13 protein-coding genes are annotated in these 14,974 nt (G+C 52.9%); 3 read left to right on the plus strand and 10 right to left on the minus strand.

Going from position 1 to position 14,974, the window contains the following annotated elements; genetic code table 11:
• Positions 1-113 precede the first annotated feature (113 nt).
• On the plus strand, positions 114-1,283 hold the full coding sequence (locus tag ACYVIY_RS17305; RefSeq protein ID WP_460977634.1) for an LLM class flavin-dependent oxidoreductase: 1,170 nt from the start codon (positions 114-116) through the stop codon (positions 1,281-1,283).
• Positions 1,284-1,303: 20 nt separating this feature from the next.
• On the opposite strand, the gene ACYVIY_RS17310 is transcribed toward ACYVIY_RS17305, so the two are convergent.
• From ACYVIY_RS17310 to ACYVIY_RS17325, 4 genes are all read right to left on the minus strand, one after another.
• Positions 1,304-1,822, minus strand: a complete 519-nt coding sequence (locus ACYVIY_RS17310; protein ID WP_460977635.1) for a hypothetical protein — start codon at positions 1,820-1,822, stop codon at positions 1,304-1,306.
• A gap of 203 nt (positions 1,823-2,025) precedes the next feature.
• Complete coding sequence (locus ACYVIY_RS17315; protein ID WP_460977636.1) at positions 2,026-2,682, minus strand: hypothetical protein; 657 nt, start codon at positions 2,680-2,682, stop codon at positions 2,026-2,028.
• A 264-nt stretch (positions 2,683-2,946) separates the two neighbouring features.
• Positions 2,947-4,227, minus strand: coding sequence for a sensor histidine kinase (locus ACYVIY_RS17320; RefSeq protein WP_460977637.1), 1,281 nt, complete (start codon positions 4,225-4,227; stop codon positions 2,947-2,949).
• Between the two features lie 46 nt (positions 4,228-4,273).
• Positions 4,274-5,659: a sigma-54-dependent transcriptional regulator gene (locus tag ACYVIY_RS17325; protein WP_460977638.1), complete on the minus strand. Its 1,386-nt coding sequence runs from the start codon at positions 5,657-5,659 to the stop codon at positions 4,274-4,276.
• Between the two features lie 104 nt (positions 5,660-5,763).
• Between ACYVIY_RS17325 and ACYVIY_RS17330 the strand changes: the two genes are divergently transcribed.
• Entirely contained in the window at positions 5,764-6,129 is a 366-nt protein-coding gene (locus ACYVIY_RS17330; RefSeq protein WP_460977639.1) for a four helix bundle protein, read from the plus strand.
• Positions 6,130-6,189: 60 nt separating this feature from the next.
• Here the strand turns inward: ACYVIY_RS17330 and ACYVIY_RS17335 are convergent, their stop codons facing one another.
• The 6 genes from ACYVIY_RS17335 to ACYVIY_RS17360 form a co-directional block, all read right to left on the minus strand.
• Positions 6,190-7,344 carry an ABC transporter permease gene (locus ACYVIY_RS17335; RefSeq protein WP_460977640.1) on the minus strand — a complete coding sequence of 385 codons (1,155 nt, stop codon included), beginning with the start codon at positions 7,342-7,344 and terminating at the stop codon, positions 6,190-6,192.
• 89 nt (positions 7,345-7,433) lie between these two features.
• The gene (locus ACYVIY_RS17340) at positions 7,434-8,684 is read right to left on the minus strand and encodes an ABC transporter permease (RefSeq protein WP_460977641.1); all 1,251 of its coding nucleotides are present in this window, start codon (positions 8,682-8,684) and stop codon (positions 7,434-7,436) included.
• 12 nt (positions 8,685-8,696) lie between these two features.
• The gene (locus ACYVIY_RS17345) at positions 8,697-9,449 is read right to left on the minus strand and encodes an ABC transporter ATP-binding protein (RefSeq protein WP_460977642.1); all 753 of its coding nucleotides are present in this window, start codon (positions 9,447-9,449) and stop codon (positions 8,697-8,699) included.
• Between the two features lie 77 nt (positions 9,450-9,526).
• The gene (locus ACYVIY_RS17350) at positions 9,527-10,987 is read right to left on the minus strand and encodes a TolC family protein (RefSeq protein ID WP_460977643.1); all 1,461 of its coding nucleotides are present in this window, start codon (positions 10,985-10,987) and stop codon (positions 9,527-9,529) included.
• A gap of 5 nt (positions 10,988-10,992) precedes the next feature.
• A complete protein-coding gene (locus ACYVIY_RS17355) occupies positions 10,993-12,258 on the minus strand; it encodes an efflux RND transporter periplasmic adaptor subunit (RefSeq protein WP_460977644.1) in 1,266 nt (421 codons plus the stop codon).
• 212 nt (positions 12,259-12,470) lie between these two features.
• Complete coding sequence (locus ACYVIY_RS17360) at positions 12,471-13,445, minus strand: NADPH:quinone oxidoreductase family protein (protein ID WP_460977645.1); 975 nt, start codon at positions 13,443-13,445, stop codon at positions 12,471-12,473.
• Positions 13,446-13,619: 174 nt separating this feature from the next.
• On the opposite strand from ACYVIY_RS17360, the gene ACYVIY_RS17365 reads away from it, so the two are divergent.
• Positions 13,620-14,972 (plus strand): sensor histidine kinase, encoded by a 1,353-nt coding sequence (locus ACYVIY_RS17365; RefSeq protein WP_460977646.1) that lies wholly within the window; start codon positions 13,620-13,622, stop codon positions 14,970-14,972.
• Positions 14,973-14,974 lie beyond the last annotated feature (2 nt).

Below are 14,974 nucleotides of genomic sequence, written 5' to 3' on the forward strand. Positions count from 1 at the left end.
ATTGCCTTATATACCCACGTAGTGCTGTACGGACTAACAAATACCGCAGACCGGCTAGGTCTAAATCGCGTCTCTCTCCCATCTTTGCAGCCTGATAAATTAACCCCGAGTTCATGCTTCATCAACCCATAAAATCCGTCAGCATCCGAACCCCGCAGCGCGTGTGCGAAGTAGCCTGGTTTGACGATCTCTGCGGGGAAGATACCGAATACATCAGCGTACTGGACCCGAACCGACGCAGCACGTTCGCGCACTGCCGCGACATTGCGCTCATGGCCGATCAGGCTGGCTACAGCAATCTCCTCCTGCCTACCTCCTATATGGTTGGTCAGGAAGTGCTGACCTTTGCTTCGGGCATTGCCCCCGAATTGCAACGTATTAACCTGTTAACCGCCATTCGGTGCGGGGAGCTTCATCCGCCCATGCTGGCCCGGGCTCTGGCTTCGCTGGATCACATGCTGCAAGGCCGATTGACGATCAACATCATTAATTCAGATCTGCCGGGCTACCGCGAAGATGCCGACTTTCGCTACCAGCGGTGCGCCGAAACCATCGACATCCTGAAACAAGCCTGGACGAGCGAACGTATCGAACACGATGGTCCGGTCTACGGCAAAATCGCGCTGTCGACCACCCCCGTTAGACCGTATCAGCAGAATGGCGGCCCCCTGCTTTACTTCGGCGGCACGTCCGACGGAGCGCGGGACGTTTGCGCCAGGTACTGCGACCTGTTTCTGATGTGGCCCGAAACCGAAGAAATGCTGTACGAGAATATGCAGGACGTATCGGCCCGGGCCGCGCGCTACGGCCGTCAGGTGGATTTTGGCTTACGCATTCACGTCGTTGTGCGGGAAACCGAGGCCGAAGCCCGCGCCTACGCCAAACGGCTGATGTCGAAATTTGACCCGGTTCGGGGAGCGGCTCTGAAAAATCAATCGCAGAGTTCATGGTCGCTGGGGGTGCAACGTCAGAATGTCCTGCGCGAACAGGCCGACTCCGACGGATTTGTGGAGCCCCTGCTCTGGACAGATATAGGAAAGGCCCGTTCGGGGGCCGGTGGTGCGCTGGTTGGCGATCCCGATCAGATCATTGAGAAGTTAAACCGTTATATGGACATGGGCATACGGGCGTTTATCCTGTCGGGCTACCCACTGCTGGACGAAGGTCAACTCTTTGCCCGGTACGTATTACCCCGGTTGCCAAACGTTTCGATGGCGAAGCTCCAGGGCCGCATTCCGGATCAGACACCTGTTACGCCCTTAACCACGGCGGCCTTGCCGTAGTGAGGCTTGATTGGTAGCTATTATTTAGAGAGTTGCGCCAACCGCTCAACGGTCGACCGACAGTCGTTCTTCGTTTTCAGGGCATATTGTCGATTCTGGTCAATTAAACCCCGGTAGCGGCTGATGAGCCGATCCCGTCGACAACCTGCCGCAAACGACTCCTGAGTTCTATCGATAAGCTCTTCCAGTCGGCTGATGGTGAGTTCGTAACAAGTCAGCCGCTGTTCGTAGTGCTGGATGCGCTTACGTGTCCAGGCCAGTAGCTCGCTCCGATCAATCACCGGGTCGATGGGAGGGCTCAGGATAGCTTGCCACTGCATTTCAAGCTGCTGAATGGGTTCGAGAAACGATTGTCCATCAAATACTTCGGTGGGCAGTTCAGTAGCTTCTCCTTCCTCGACAAGCGTAGCCGTAATCAGTACGTCGCCTTTGCCTACTATACTCGTCAGCAATTCAAATCCATTTTCAATTGCATCCAACGAACACATAAAATGCTGAAATTGCGACTGTTGATTTATGGTCAATAAAGTAAGTATCATGATGAGTTGGCTTAGACTATTGACACGCAATCAAAAAGTATGGACATCCTATTCGTTATTGACACATTATTCGGGTAAGTGTTCGAAAATGTTATTCAGGGGATGGATTCGCTTTGTTTTTGTTGAATCGAATCTGAAATAGAGAAGCCACACCCGATTTGGATGTGGCTTCAGATTGATCAGATGCGGATAGAAGCAGAGGCCTATAGTTTCAGCTTAAACTTCCCGTTTTTCAACTCAATGGTGTCGGTTTTGTCCTGTTTTTTGTAGCCATTTCCTTCGGGGTCGATGGACGAGTCGTAGCCGGTGGTTTTGGTAATGACTTTATCTTCCATTTTGCTCATGAGCCGCCCCATACCACCGAATACCGTCGCGCTGCCTTTTTCTTTCCAGTACGATCCGGCCAGGGTGCTGTTGAAGGTTGCTTCCAGGAAGCCATCAGCGCCTTTGGTTACGGTAATGGTTTCGTCATTGTTCTGCGATTTACCAACGTGGTATTCCATACGAGGTTCGCGGGTTTCCTCAACGTATTTGATCACAGCGATGCCTTTGTACGTACCCAGGTCCTGCACTTTTTTCTTGTTCTCTTTGGTGTCGGGCCGGTCGGCATCGACCACCAAATACGTACCCGGTTCAACCATATCAGCGTTGTTGTAGCTTCCCAGCCAGATCCTGAGCGACTTATCGGGCTTGATGCTGTTGGCCGTCACCCACCAGTAATTGCCAATCCGAATCCGACGGGGCTGAGTGTGATAATCTTTACCGTCGATTTTCACATCGAACGTATTGTCGTTGGCAATTTGCCCGAATGACGTCGCTGCGACAGCCAGTAAAAAGACAAGGGAATAAAGCGTTTTCATTGATGATGTTTTTAGATCGTTTGCGATAGGGTCGTTTCTGGTTCTGTTCGTCGGCTTTTCGCCGGTCTGTGGCAACAAAATTCAACGTTAAATCGCAGTTCGGGAAGCGCCAACGACATGAACCGGAAGAGTTGGCACATAAACTCGCTAAAACCGTCGATCAATTGTTCATACAATCCGGCGTACGCACGAAAAGATGGCGCGTAGCTCATAGACAAAAACACGTTCAGACAGGTCGAACAATGCGGTATTAACCAACCTGCCTTAAGCAGGTGAAATCGCAAATTCGGTCCATCCGTCAGGCTTTGTTTTCAGCGAAAAGGTGAACTGATGGTTGAGCAGAATCTCGCGGGCAATAGTCAGCCCGATACCCTGCCCGTCGGGTTTGGTGCTGTAAAATGGATTGAACAGATTGGCCGCTACGTCGTCCGGAATAGGCTCACCGTTATCGCGAATAAGCAGTTGATAGGCAGTGGTGCTTACCTCAACACATTGCCCGGCCTGACAGGCTTCAATGGCATTTTTCACGACGTTAACCAGCACTTGTTCGATCTGCTCAACATCAACCGAACGTTGGTTGACTTCTCCAGATAAGCCAACCAACGTAACGCCACGGGCTTCGGCCTGTGGTTGCATAAGCCGGACCACATTATGGCTGATCTCGTTCAAATCAGCGGGCCGTTTCTGGGGCTGGGGTAGCCGCACGACGTCGGCGAACCGGCGCATGAATCGATTCAGCCGGTCGTTACGTTCGATGGCTACCCGCACGGCGTGCTGCACATCGGGTTCGCTGATATACGCCTTCGATACGTCGAGGATGGAATTGACCGCCCCGATGGAATTATTGACCTCGTGCGCCATCATCCGGATGACTTTGCTGTACGCTTGTTTCTCGGTAGCCAGAATCTCGGGTGTCAGCTCTTCAATCATCAAAAACGACCGCCGAAACCCCCGATCCATGAAATAGGAACGTAACACTTTATACGTTTCGATGCCATTTGGCTTCATCACGCGTGACTGCCCATCGATCAGATCGGCCATGTGAGCCAGCAGCGAAAAGCCTATTTCATCTAATCGTTTCCCTAATACGTCGTCCGGATTTACACCCAACAGCTGACTTGCCCTAGGATTGATGGAGGCAATGCGATCGTCGAAGTCAAAGATCAGAATAGCGATGGGCGCGGCTTCGATGAGTTTTTCCAGAAAAAATTGCTGCTCCATCTGCCGGGTACGTTCCGTCCGCAGCTGATCGATCATCAGGTTGTAGACCGTTATCAGCTCATCGACTTCGCGCTTGCCGGTCGGCACGAACTTGATCGTAAAATCTTTGTCTTTGATGGCTTCAATACCCGACGCAATAAAATCGGCGGGCTCCCGGAACTGGCGGTACAATTGCATGGCCCACACCACCGACAGAAGAATTACGACTTCGGCGGCAATGAATACCGGCTTGTTCTCGCGTAATACCAGAAACGTGAGATAAACGATAACCGCGTGAACGGCAATGATATACAGCAAAAAGCGGCTACGGAAAGACAGATGCATGGGGTTAGGGCAAAGGGCGTCGGGCAGGCTTGTTCTGAAGTTGCCGTTACGACTCCTCAGTGGTATATGGAATACCAAATTTCTCTAATCGCCGGTACAATGCAAACCGGGTGATGCCAAGCGCCCGCGCCACCTTACTAACGCGGTTGTTGTGCACGTCCATTGCCCGGCGAATCATCTGATATTCTATTTCCTCCAGAGTCATTGTACCCACGGCGGGCAGCGCAGAACCGTGGCTCTGGCCCGGCGACTGAGAAGGCGTTACCGTTAGGTTCGACTCGAAATCCTGAATCCGTAATTCATCGGCAGCTGACAGCAGCACCGTTCGCTCAACCACATTTTTAAGCTGCCGGATATTACCCGGCAGGGCCTGGTTACGCAGCCACTTCAACGCGTCGGCGCTGACGGTGAGATCAGGGCGGCCATAGATCGTTTTGAGGTTGTTAACAAAATACTCGACCAGCCGGGGGATGTCGGTCGGGCGTTCGCGAAGGGCAGGCAGTTTCACCGTGATGAGGTTGATGCGGTAAAACAAATCTTCACGAAACGTGCCCTTAGCGACCATTTCCTCCAGATTCCGGTTGGTGGCGCAGATCACCCGCACGTCAACCGTTCTGCTTTTGCTGCTGCCCAGCGGCTCAAACGTACGATCCTGCAGGACACGTAACAGCTTCACCTGACTCGACGCGTCCAGATCACCGATTTCATCCAGGAAAATGCTGCCTTTGTTGGCCAGTTCAAAGCGCCCCACCCGGTCGGATTTGGCGTCGGTGAAGGCACCCCGAACGTGCCCGAACAGCTCACTCTCGAACAGGGTCGAGGAAATACCGCCCAGATTGACTTTCACGAACGGCTTCGTTTTCCGTTTACTGTTCTGGTGCACGGCTTCGGCAATCAACTCTTTACCGGTGCCGCTCTCCCCCGTAATCAGGACGGGAGCATCGGTTGGCGCTACGCGGCCGATGGTCGCCAGTATGTCCAGCAGCTTCGGGTCGTCGCCGACGATGTGCTCAAACTGGTACTGCTGATCCAGCCGACGACGGTTTGGCGATCCGGGCTTGGGCTGCGACAGATTCAGCGCCGTCTGCACCGACTGAAGCAGGTAGTCGTTCTGCCAGGGTTTTGTAATGAAATCGCGGGCTCCGGCTTTCATACCCTGCACGGCCAGGTCGATACTGCCCCAGCCCGTAATTAGAATGACCGGTACGTTCGGGACCCGCTCCCGAATCTCCCGCAACAGCCGCAGGCCATCATCTCCCGACGTATCGACCGAGAAATTCATGTCGAGCAGAATCAGTTCGGGCGTTTCCTCCGCCAGTACCTCGCGGGTTTCGAACGGCCCATCAGCGACGCGCACGTTGAAGCCCTCTTTTCGAAACAGCAGCGAAAGAGACGTTTGAACCGCTATGTCGTCGTCGATGATGAGAAGCATGGGGGGTAGGGCAGGGATTGCTTGGTTGGCTGGGATAGCAGGGGTTGCTCGTACGGCTGGCGTATCGTAGCTTGCCGACAAACGATTAACTTGTACAAAACAGCATGAATCAAAAATTATTTCGATTTGAAGACCTGGCTATTTGGCAAACGGCTATTGAAGTAGGCGATGACTTATATAACATTGCGGACACATTAGAAGCAATACGTTTGTACCGGTTTGCAGAGCAACTTCGGGGTGCGGCCATGAGTATATCCAATAATATAGCAGAAGGATCTGGCTCTGCTTCTGCCAACGAGTTCCGCCAATTTCTTAACTACGCTCGCCGGTCATGTTATGAATGTGCCAATATTCTGGTAGTTGTTCAACGACGTAACCACATAGATGGGAAAGAAAAACAACGCCTGTTTATCGGTCTAGCGAATCTGAGCCGCAAAATATACAACTTTCAGCAATCGATTCGCACCTAGCCCCGCCATCCTTGCTACTCCCTGCCATCCCAGCGCGCAGCATCCCCGCCAACCATGCTTTTACTCCTCATGCAGGGCAACAGCGGGCTGAATGTGCGCGGCCTGGCGGCTGGGGAATAAGGCGCATAACGTAACGATGGCATAGATAATCAGGATGGCGATCAGGATGGCGATTACGTAAACGCCTGATGCCAAATCGAATACGTTCAGCAGCGGAAACTGAGCGGCAAAGAGCAGACCGATCAACATAGCGAACGTAGCCAGCACCCAGATTTCGCCAATAAATTGCGTTGAAATGCCTTTCCCTGTAGCCCCGATTGCCCGACGCAAACCAATTTCGCCCCGGCGTTTCGCGATGCTTAGATTAAGGATGCCAAATAAACCCAGCGCTACGTTGATCAGCAGAAAACCCGACACAATAGAGGCAATGATTACCGGAACCATGACCAGATTATGCTGGTTTTTACGCGAATCGGTCAGGTAGTTGACCTCAACACTCCAGCCTTTCACCATTGCCGCTACGTCCTTCACCACTTTAGCTTCAAACACGGCATCCGTACCGGGCTTTACTTTAACCAGCATGATGTTGTTCCAGGTGTCTTTGGGGCGGACCAGCTCAAAATAAGCGGGTTTGTTGGTCATGAATTCGCCTTTCGCCTTGAAGTTATCCAGGACCCCCACAACCCGGTACTTATCGTTAATCACTTTCCCCAACGCTTGTTCGTCGCCGAAGAGCCCTTCTTTGGCCTTCCGATTTAGAACGATTGGCTGGTACTTACCCACGCTGTCGGCCGTCTGATACCACGCTCCTTCTGCTACGGACATTTCGAGCGTTTTGGCAAAATTCTCGTCGGTTAGGTAATGGTCAGCCAGCACATTTCGCTTGTTGAATTCGATGCCTTCGTTCATTTGATTGGCTGAGAACGGGAAGTTACTGCTCATGCGCGAAACAGACTCGACTTCCCGATAAGCCTTTAGCCGTTGAACAATCCGCTGCAGTTTCTCGGCGACTTCGGTGGTGTCCTGGTTACTGTTCAGGTCAATTGCCCAAACGTTTTCGTAGGTAAAGCCCAGCGGCTCGCGGTAGTTCCCGACGTTGACCACAATCAGGGTGGCCAGACCAAACAGGACCATAAATGAAGCCCAGATCTCAACGATCAGCAGTGTATGGGCCTTTTTCTTATTCCAGATGAGTTTAAACAGATGCGAGATCATGGCTTTAATGAGTGATTGGGTAAATGAGCGAGTGAACGAGTGATACGATGTTTGTTCTTTAATCACTAATTCACTCAATCGCTCATTCACTAGTTAGCTTTTAGTGCTTCAGCGATGGTTAGTTTCGACATGCGGAGGGCGGGTAATACGCCCGACAGAAATCCGAAAATCAGACAGACGATAATGCTGATGACGAACACGCTTAGGTTGATGGTCAGATCGGCATAGGCAATCCAGCCGCTGGCGTTGATGAAATAAATTACAACGGCCGTCAGAAGCAAGGCAATGGCTCCACCAATGAACGTAATGAAAATGTTTTCGACGATAAACTGCCAGACCAGCGTACGAACGGACGCGCCAAAGGCTTTGCGGATACCAATTTCCGAAGCCCGTTCGACAATACGGCTGACATTCACGTTGACTAGGTTGATGGCGGGTAAACCCAGTAACATAAACAGAATAAAGAAAATGATACCGAAGAATATCGTTCTCAAACCGGGGCCACCGTCCAGAAACGTGCCGATGAAGTTTTGAGCGTACGGTTCCGCCTTTACCTCCAGTGTGTAGTATTTCCATCCGTTTTCTACGCCCGGCAGCGGAATCCGATTGATGCGGCGTTGAAATTCTTCCTGGATAGCGGGGAAATCTGATTTGTCTTTAGCAAGCACAACGCTCACAAAGCCACCCCGCATCCCACTCCGCTGGTAATTGCTTTTCGGAGCGGTGTACGGAAAATACACGTCCGCGTACGTAAAGGGGCGAGTCGCCGGGCTGCCTTTTACAACCCCGATAACCTTGTAGTTGATGCTTTCGATGTCGATTGTTTTGCCCACAACCGACTCGGCGGCTTCATCGAAATACTGTCTCCTCAGATCATCGTTAATCACGACCACGTTCTCCCCATTGGCAATGTTCTGCTCGTTATAAGGCTTCCCTTCCAGGAATTCAAAGTCCATGACGCGCCAGAAATCGGCATCGGTAAACTTGGTATTGAGTTTGATTTTCTGCGAGCCGACGTAAGCGTTGGAGCTATTGACAAACGTACTGATGGTTACGCGTTCGGGCGTTTTCAGCGTTTTCACGAAATCCGTCAGAAACTTAAAACTCATCGGTCCTGAATTTCGCCCCGACCGGGCGGAGTCGCGCTGGACCATCTGCATGATGTAGAGCGAGCGGTCACGCTTGGTTTCGGGGTAGTGCGTGCCGACCAGATGATCGATAAACGAAGTAAGCACCATCAGCACCGTTAAGGTCAGGCTGATACCGAAGAGCGTAATGAAGGTATAAAATGGGTGCCGAAGCAGGACCTTCCAGGCGATTTTTATGTAGTTCGTAAGCATGGGGCGTGGGGGTTAGAACTTGGGACTAAGGGTTTGAGGCATAGGGTTCAGGGCGGAGGCTATGCTATCCCCGTGTCCTACTCCCCCTGCGCTAAGCACTGAGTCGCCGACCTGCGTACCGTCAAACAGACGGATCAGCCGGTGCGTTTTCTTGGCCATCGACTCGTCGTGCGTCACCATGATGATCGTGGCCCCTTCGCGGTTGAGGTCCTGCAGAATATTCATAATCTCGTTGCCCATAGCGCTGTCGAGGTTGCCGGTAGGTTCATCGGCCAGAATGATTTCGGGGTTACCGACAATGGCGCGGGCAATGGCTACCCGCTGTTTCTGCCCACCCGACAACTGGCGTGGAAAATGCTTCATGCGGTTGCTCAGTCCTACTTTTTCGAGGGCTTCCCGGGCATAATCCCGGCGTGACTTGCCATTCGCCGAGCGGTACAGCAGCGGAATCTCGACGTTATCCAGCACCGACAGATCATTGATCAGGTGGAAGCTCTGGAAAATAAAGCCAATTTTCTCATTCCGCAGCCGGGCCAGCTCTTTGTCGCGGTACGATTGCACCAGTTGACCGTCGATGGCGACGTTTCCTTTTGAGGGTTCATCGAGCAACCCCATGATGTTCAGGAGCGTACTCTTGCCGCATCCCGACGGGCCCATGATGGACACGAACTCGCCTTCGCGGATGTTGATGTTGATGTTGTTCAGGGCCAGCGTTTCGATGTTGCTGGTGCGGTACACTTTCTCGATGTTTTGCAGGGTTATCATGGCTTGATTGGTTTGGGGCTAAGGGCGAGGGGCTAAGGGTTTATTGTTACCCCACGCCCTCAGCCCCTTGCCCAACGCTATTTAATTTTCTGGTTTGTTTCGAAATCGTACAGGGTTAATAAACGAAGCATATAAAACGCCTGCCAGTAGTCACGCAGCGCAATAATTGCATCGCGACGGGCGCGGTCTTTTTCCTGGGTAGCAATGCCTAAATCGGTTACGCTCAGGTCGCTCAACTTAAACCGATCCTGCGCAATCTGATAGCGATTTTGGGCAATCTGATCCGCTTTGGCAGTGAGCGCAACCTGCTGGCGCAGCATCTGAAGCAGGGTCACCTGGGTGTAGATTTCCTGCTCAAACGTAAGCTTGTCCTGCTCGACCGACTGCTGGGTTAATTCACGGTTGGCTTTTGCCGTCTCGACCAGTGCCTGAGCCCGTCCCCAGGTCATGATGGGCAAGGTAAACTGAAGCGATACGTATTCGCGGTTCTGTGGCCGGGCGTATACATCGCCCAGGTTCGGCCCCTGATTCGACAAGCCATACCCAACCGTTAAGGAAGCATTCAGGCCATTGTTCTTGCGGGCCTTCTCCAGATCCCGGTCCGATTCCAGCAGCCGCCGACGGAAGCCGATGGACCCCGAGCGGTTGGCAAACGCTTCGTCGAGTGCCCGCTTTACGTCGACCTGTAGATCAGGGATCTGGTTTGGTATACCCAGTTCAAGCTGTCGGGGCTGCGCGTTGTTCTCGTCGCGCGTCCCAATGAACGACTTTAGTTTCAACGTAGCAACGGCGGCCGTCTGGCGGGCCGAGGCCAGATCTTTTTCGGCGTTTAGTACGCTCAGTTGCAGTTGCAGCAGATCGTTCTGCGAAATCTTGCCCAGGTTCAGTTTATGCAGCGCAATCTGGTACAACGTATCATTGTTTGTCCGGTTGGTTTCGGCAATCTGCAGATTCACCTGGGCCACCAGCAAATCGAAGTAGAAGCTCGTGGCCGTCAGCGATACCTGTTCGAGCGACTCGATGAACTGCTGATTCCCTTCGGCGAACAGGAGGGGCTGAATGCGCTTGTCCCACCGCATGGTGTTAAACTGAAACAGGGGCTGATTCAGGCCAATCCCGAACGGAATACCGTTGTAGAGGGTACTTCCCTGAATGAAGTTATCGAACCGTTGGAGCTGTTTCTGCACAAAAATGCTGCCCCCGGTCAGGGAAATATTCTGGCTTAGCGACAGATTCAGGATGGAGTTGTTGTTCGATATGGGCTCAAAGCGAATGTTGCCGTCGGGTTGAACCACCTGCACGTATGAGCGAGTGAAATTCGGCAGCGATCCGTCCAGACTCAACTGTGGCTTGAACGTCGCCAGAAACGAGCGGAACTGCCAGCGATTGGTACGTAGCTGGGTACTGGCTCGTTTGGCGGCAACCGACTGCGCCTGGGCTAATTGAAGCACTTCCTGAAGCGTAATCGGCTGCGTTTGTCCCAGCACCTGACTAGCCGCGAAGCACAAGCCGATAAAAACTATATAAAAGCGGTTCATAGCGATCAGGGCTTTGCGGTTGGCTCGATGGTGATCTCCTCCAGGTGCTCGTACTGGCTCAGATCGGTTATGATGATCCGTTCGCCTGCCTGCAACCCACTCTTCACTTCGACAAAGTCAAAATTCGACAAGCCGACCGCCACACTGCGCCGATGCGCCACCTTCCCTCCTTTGTCCAGCACATAAACGTACTGATTACGTTTCCCCTTAAACGCCGGCCCGTTGGCCACCCGAACGGCTTTAGCCACCCGATCAGTCACCACAAATACGTCGACTTTCAGATTCGGCCGGAGCGATGCGTGGCGGTTATTATCGAGTTGAATGACAAATTGCAGTACCCCGTTCTTTACCGAGGGTTTTACCTGCGTAATGACTCCCCGCAGAGTGGTCTCATTAGCTTTGACGATAACGGGTAAGCCGATTTTTACCTGATCGGCATACGTATCGGAGCAGGACCCTTCGACCCGGAAACTGGCCAGATCAGCCAGCTTAGCCAGCATTTCGCCTTCGTTGACCGACGATCCGATGTTCTCGTTGACCCACGTCAGCACGCCCGGCCGGTCGGCTACGATATCGGCCTGTTTGATCTTGTGGGTCAGTTCTTTGAGATTCTTTTCTTCGATCTGCGCCTGTAGGGCCGTTTCGCGGAGGCTGGCGCTCATCGACTGCCGGTTGTAGGTCAGGTCGTTCTCCAGCTGCTTTTTCTCTAATTCGGCAATGCGCAGGGCATTTTCGGCGCGGGTAACATCTTCGGCGGTGTTTCCTCCTACTTTCTGCAACCGACGGGCATCGTCTACTTCGGCCCGAAGCCGGTTGATGTTCAGCGATTTGATCTGGTCACTCACTTCGGCATCGTATAGGTTCTTGTTCAACCGCATCCGCAGCTGATCGATGCTGTTCCGTTTGAGGGCCAGTTGATCGTTGAGTTTTTCCTGTTCGATAATGGTGAGCGACTTATCGAGGTCGAGTATGGCCTGACCGGGTTTAACGGCCGTGCCGGGGGTAAGCAGCACCCGCCGGATACTGGCCCGGATGGGGCTGGTCATGATTTGTTCGTAGGCCGGAATCACTTCGCCGGTTGCGTTCAGCGAATTTTCGACTGAGCCTATCTCGGCCGTTACGGTTCTGATTTTATCGGCTTCAACGGAGGTTTTCAGGGCATCCCGGAACCAGGTCAGGGCGACGGCCACGACAGCGATGGCGGCTCCGGCGATGAGCAGATTTCGGTTACGGGAACGGGTTACGAGTTCAGGAGCAAGTTCTCTATCCATACGCTTATACTCTTTGCATATAGATAGCCAAATAGCGTACCAGCAGACAAACAACTACTATTCAGAAGATTATGCGAGATACACCATTTGAAAAGCGTGCGATTTCGCTAAACGGTGTGCGATTTCGCACCATCCTTGTCAAAGTTGATGAGCTGCTTGCTGACGCGCGGCCCGTCGTCACGGGGCTGCGCGTCAGCAACACGTTATTATCCTCACATAACCACTACTGCTTTTCCAATTACCTTGCGCTCCATCATATCGGTAAGTGCTTGCGGAGCTTCAGCTAGGCTGTAGTGCTTGAAAACATGCGGAGCTAGTTTGCCTTGTATTGCCCAGGACGCAATCTGCTGCATATTGCTGATGCTTAACTCGGGTTCTTTCCGGGTAAACTGCCCCCAGAATACGCCAACCAGCGCGCTTCCTTTCAGTAGAGCCAGATTCAGGGGGATGCGTGGAATGTCGCCCCCGGCGAAGCCAACTACTAAATAACGCCCTCGCCAGGCCAGCGACCGGATGGCGGGTTCGGCCCATTTGTCGCCAACAGGATCATAGACAACGTCAACTCCTTCACCCTGCGTGATTTCTTTGATGCGTTCGCGGAGATCCTGCGTCGAATAGTTGATCAGGTGGTCAGCACCCTTTTCCTGACAAACCGCCAGTTTCTCGTCTGTCGATGCAGCCGCGATAACGGTAGCGCCAATCAGCTTAGCCAATTCAACGGCGGCTAAGCCCACGCCCCCGGCAGCTCCCAGCACTAATACGGTTTCGCCCGGCTGAAGCTGTCCCCGGTCTTTCAGGGCATGGTAGGACGTACCATAGGCATACATCGTCGATGCGCCCGTCACAAAATCCATCTGGTCCGGAATGGGTACCACAACCTGGGCGTCAGTAACCAGTTCTTCGGCCAGGCCACCATGAGAACCGAAGGCAAAAACGCGATCACCGGGTTTAACATGCGTTACCCCCTCGCCTACGGCTTTCACCACGCCCGACGATTCACTCCCCGGCGAAAAAGGCAGGGCCGGCTTAAACTGGTATAAATTACGAATGGTCAGGGTATCCGGAAAATTCAGGCTGCATGCTTTAACCGCAATTAGCACCTGTCCGGGTCCGGCCGTTGGTGACGGAATCTCTTCAAAGGTTAGCGTATCAGGTAGCCCATAGGCTCGGCACAAAATAGCTTTCATACAACGTACTGGTTCGGGTTTGTCGATCGCTAAAGGTAGAAAGAAAGCGTACATAGTCCTCGCAGCCGCAACGAGCTGATCGAGCTGACGATGCGCGAAGCTGACCAAATGGCGTACCGATTCTTAATCTATGCCTATATTCGTGGTGGTTAGCGTCGTTACTTTTGCGTTTATATGTCCGGAGAGGCAGTACTATATATATACCTGGGTGCGGTCGGGTCGATCTTTCTGTTAAATGCCGTACAATGGAGCTTTTTCCGGGATTGGGTGTATGGGCTCTTCACCCTACAGACCCTAATCTGGTTTGCGCATTCAGCCTTTAATCGACTATCCGGCGATGACGTTCCCCTGAGCGAGTCTCAGAACATGGCGGTCTATACGGCCGCGTACGGTTCAGTTCGCATCCTCTACCTGGGGCTGGTCAACCGGCTCTTCGATTCGGTTCAGCACCATTTCCGGCTAAGGCGTTCGCTTCGCTGGGGGCAATTGGCTATTGGTCTGTTTATGCTGGTAACGGTGGTAGTCATGTTAGTCGATGAGCCGTGGCAGCAGTCGGTCAGCGGTCGGTTTACCCTGGCGATCTACTGGTGCCTGCTCATGAGTACGAGCCTGGTCGGAGGCTGGGTAGCGGCTAAACGCCGGGATATGGTCGGCTGGCTATTTTTGATCGGTAGTATTTTGTCGATCATGCACGAGTTAAACAACCTGTTTTATTACATTGGCTACCCCTGGACATTACCTACTGATCAGCCTTCTGTTCAAATGCACATCCGGATACTGGGTGGTGGACGCATCCTGCAACTGTTATGCTTTTCGCTGAGTCTGGTCTTCCGGCAGCGTCAGCTTGCCATTGCCCAGGCCGTTGAGCAAACGCGCCAGGCTGAGCAGTTGATTCAGGAACGGCTGGAAACCGAGCTGGCGGTACGTCGGCTGGAACAGGAAAAGACCGATGTGCAATTGCGGGCGTTGCAGGCGCAGGTTAATCCTCATTTTTTGTTTAACAGCCTCAACTCGCTGTCGTCGCTGATCGACGACAATCCGGAGCGGGCCACTCAATTTGTCGATCAGCTCAGTCAGGTGTACCGCTACCTCCTTCGGGCAAACGAACAGCCACTGACAACGCTGGCAAACGAACTCGATTTCATTCAGTCGTACTGCCATCTGCTGAAAACCCGGCACGGTGATGGCCTGCTCGTCAGCATTCGCGTTGATCCGGCGTACACTTCCCGACTTCTTCCTCCATTGACGCTGCAGCTACTGGTCGAAAACGCCGTTAAGCATAACGTCATCCTGGCAAAACGGCCGTTACACATCACCATCGTTACGGATCCGGACGGGTATCTGACGTTAACTAATAATCTGCAACGCAAGCGAACGGCGGTGTTGTCAAATGGCGTCGGGCTGTCCACGATACTGACCCAGTACCAAACGCTCAACCAACCCGCTCCGGATGTGCTCGTCGATGACGATACGTTTACGGTGCGCATTCCGCTGATTAAGCCCGTAGCTGTACCCGTTGATCTATAAAG

It is taken from the genome of Spirosoma knui (assembly GCF_054780635.1).